This is a genomic window from Pseudoalteromonas sp. G5_S1_14_S5, assembly GCF_054968605.1.
Window position 1 is genome coordinate 1 of record NZ_JBQKUM010000150.1, and the last position, 3,315, is coordinate 3,315.

Annotated in this window: 2 protein-coding genes; one reads left to right on the top strand and one right to left on the bottom strand. The window is 41.8% G+C overall.

From position 1 onward, the window contains the following. The first annotated feature begins 136 nt into the window (after window positions 1–136). Window positions 137–595 carry a GNAT family N-acetyltransferase gene (locus ACTRWI_RS22115; protein ID WP_499133852.1) on the top strand — a complete coding sequence of 153 codons (459 nt, stop codon included), beginning with the start codon at window positions 137–139 and terminating at the stop codon, window positions 593–595. Window positions 596–806: 211 nt separating this feature from the next. On the opposite strand, the gene ACTRWI_RS22120 is transcribed toward ACTRWI_RS22115, so the two are convergent. Continuing rightward, window positions 807–2,525: a S8 family peptidase gene (locus tag ACTRWI_RS22120; protein WP_499133853.1), complete on the bottom strand. Its 1,719-nt coding sequence runs from the start codon at window positions 2,523–2,525 to the stop codon at window positions 807–809. Between the last annotated feature and the right edge of the window lie 790 nt (window positions 2,526–3,315).

Consider the following 3,315-nt stretch of genomic DNA (forward strand, 5'->3'; position numbering starts at 1 on the left):
GGGTATATCGCTGATAGATACAGTAAACCCATTGAGACTCTTCATGCAAAGTAATATAGTAATCGTTTAACTACGCGAGCGTAATTTTACTGAATTGAAAATGGATTAAGATTTTATTAAGGATAATTAAGGCGTTATGAAAATAAAAATTGATGACTTGTCAGGCGGAGAGGTTATTAGGCTATTAGAAGAGCATTTAGCTGACATGTATGCAACGTCGCCACCAGAAAGCGTGCATGCACTCGATCTTGATGCTTTGAAATCACCAGAGATTACTTTTTTCAGTGCATGGCAAGACAGTCAATTATTGGGCTGCGTGGCTATTAAAGAGTTGGATGCACAACATGCGGAGCTTAAGTCGATGCGAACTTCTCAGTTTGCTCGCAATACAGGGGTCGCGAGCAAACTCTTGCAGCATGTTTTAGATACGGCTTCTAACCGCCAATATCAAAGAATCAGCTTGGAAACAGGTTCTGAGGAATACTTCAAGCCTGCGCGCAATCTATACGAGAAGTTTGGATTTGGATATTGTGAACCCTTTGCGGATTACGAATTAGACCCTTACAGCCAGTTCATGAGCATCGAATTACGCTAAATATGGTCTAGTAGAATGATACCGTAAAAAGAGGTTCCCTATTACTTTCGTCCCTCACTGTTGAGAATGACGAATAAAACATTCACGTTATTTCCTCACGTTATTCCAGAATCGAGTGACGAGGTATCTGGAATCTCTTTTGCTGCAATAAAAAAGAAAAAGGTTGCTCTGGGCAACCTTTTTTCTCTATTAATCAATAGCTATGAAAGCGTTAGCGTGTTTCTAACTCTGTAAATATCGCTTCAGCGTCAACTACACTTCCGGAAATCGATAGGGTGTTGAAAGGCACTAAATCTGACGGGCTAGAAGGCTTTTTAACCAGCAATTCTGGGTAGACTTTTGATTCGTTCATTAATAGCGATTTCAGCTCTTTCACTGATAGATCTGGGTAACGAGACCATACTAAAGCCGCGATACCGGAAACTACAGGTGCTGCCATGCTAGTGCCACTTTTTGAACTGTAAGTGTTACCTGGTGTGGTTGATAAGATGCGATATCCCGGAGCAAATACATCAACCGTTTTTTGGCCAAAGTTACTGAAGCTTGCTACTAAGCTTTGATCTGCGTATTTTGCTGACGCACCTACATCTAACCATGTTGAGATAGGCTTTGAACGGTAGTGCATAGCGTAGCGGTTGGGAAAGCTTGGTTTGATGTCGTTGTCGTTACGGCTATTACCCGCAGAGTGAACAATCAGCACCCCTTTACGAGCGGCATAGCGGAATGCATGGTCAACAATGTACTTGCGAGGTGAGTAGCTTTTTCCGAAACTCATGTTAATGATCTTTGCGCCATTATCGACAGCGTAACGAACAGCGTTGGCAATGTCTTTGTCTCGCTCATCTCCATTTGGCACCATGCGTACTGCCATAATCTGCGCATGGTCTGCAACGCCATCGATACCAATAAAGTTGCTGCGTTCAGCAGCGATGATACCAGCTACGTGAGTGCCGTGAGAGCCAACAGGCCCCTTAACATCGTTGTTACCGTAACCTTTTTCCCAAGGGTTATTGATGTCATCAAGGACAATGTCGCGACGAGTATCGAGCTCAAGATTTAAATGGAAGTCTAAAGAGTCTTGATAGCGGCTACGACGAGACTCCAAGTATTCAAATGAGTACCAAGATTCAAATAGGCTGAGTAGGCCTTGCGCCGCTGTAACAACGCTAGCGTTTTCGTTATCTAATAGCGTTTTTAAACCATTAGTCGAAAAGTCATTCTGATCAACGTATTGAAGAATCTCTTGTTTATATTCGTTGGCTTGGTCAATCGCGGTAGTGACACGATTTAACGCATCTTGGTCGTCTTTTAAAGAGGAGAGATAGTCGGACTCAACGCCTTCATAGTACTTACGCTTTTTGCGTGGAATCCAATGTCCACTTTCTTTAAGTTTCAGGTACTTCTTGTATTCCCGTGTGACCTCTAATGTATCTTGATCAACGTTGATCCCTAATGAGTTTCCGAGAAAGTTCCACCCGTGAATATCATCGATGTAACCATTGCCATCATCATCGATACCGTTATCTGGGATCTCGCCTTTGTTCGTCCAAAGCTTGTTTTTAAGGTCTTCATGTTCCACATCAACGCCCGAATCAAGAACCGCCACGATCACTGGCTCTGGCTTTAGTGGTGGCATAAGGTAGTCATATACTACGTCAGAACCTACGCCTTGAAGCCTTGTGTAGCTTGCAGATAGATTGAACCAATCGCCGCGCTGTGAATCTGCAGAGCTCATCATTCTCACCGAGAAGATGGATGGTTGGATGGGATCTTTAGAGTAGTCCTCAACAATCGTACCTTTTACATCTTGTATGAAAGGTGAATTGACAAGCTGTGGTGTAATGCCCTCTTCTTTAACTGTTGAAGCGGTGGCGTGTGCGGAAGCTATGACAGCTAAGGTGAGAGTAGTAAATCGGAATCCGTATTTCATCTGTGTTGCGTCCTTATAGTGATGTGACTAACTGGCTTGTAAAGGCAATGCCCAAAGCACATAAAGCCAGTCGACAGAGCGGGAAAAGCCCGTTCAAAAAACTGTCAAAAGGTAATATGTAATTAGATATCTATCATTCGTTTGGTCAATGAAATGGTATTGAGATCTCACTGTGTTCGATTTTTAAGTTTTAAAGTTTGAGCTAAATTCTATTAATGAACTCAACATTTATAAAACACACGCTGACGGTTAAACTGTATAAAAATCAATTGATTAATTTGTTATTTAGCAGGCAGGAAGGTTTTCATCGAGCCAGTGAAAAGGAGGGGATAAGGAGCTCGCTCTTTTTATTGAAGGAATTGAACGAGCATCCCAAGTGTGTTTTGTTGGTTCAACCTTTTGGTTGTTTTAGAACGTTACTCATTTGGACTAAATACAAAGTTAGCATCAATAGCAAAATGGTTGGATAAGTGCCAACTTCCCCAAGTCTCTGAGTTTAGTCTTTGGTTGAGTTTCACCGTATTTGTATTACTTACTGCCCGCTTGTGCACTCTACTTACAAAAACGTAATCCAGATACTCTACATCACAAGCAAGGCCTAAAGAACCAACATGGTTTGGTAATTTGTATGGCACGCGTTTGGCAAATCTTCAAAAAGCGTTTCTTAAAGCTGAAAATAAATTAGGCGATACTCAATTCTTTAAAGGTAATTACATTTCAAATGTCGATATTGCTTGGCTGCCACTATTATACCGCGCATCGGTGATAAAATAACATTCGGGTTTTAATA

Coding starts and splice junctions, on each gene's coding strand:
- ACTRWI_RS22115 (WP_499133852.1), top strand. CDS start 137: ATGAAAATAAAAATTGATGACTTGTCAGGCGGAGAGGTTATTAGGCTA.
- ACTRWI_RS22120 (WP_499133853.1), bottom strand. CDS start 2,525: ATGAAATACGGATTCCGATTTACTACTCTCACCTTAGCTGTCATAGCT.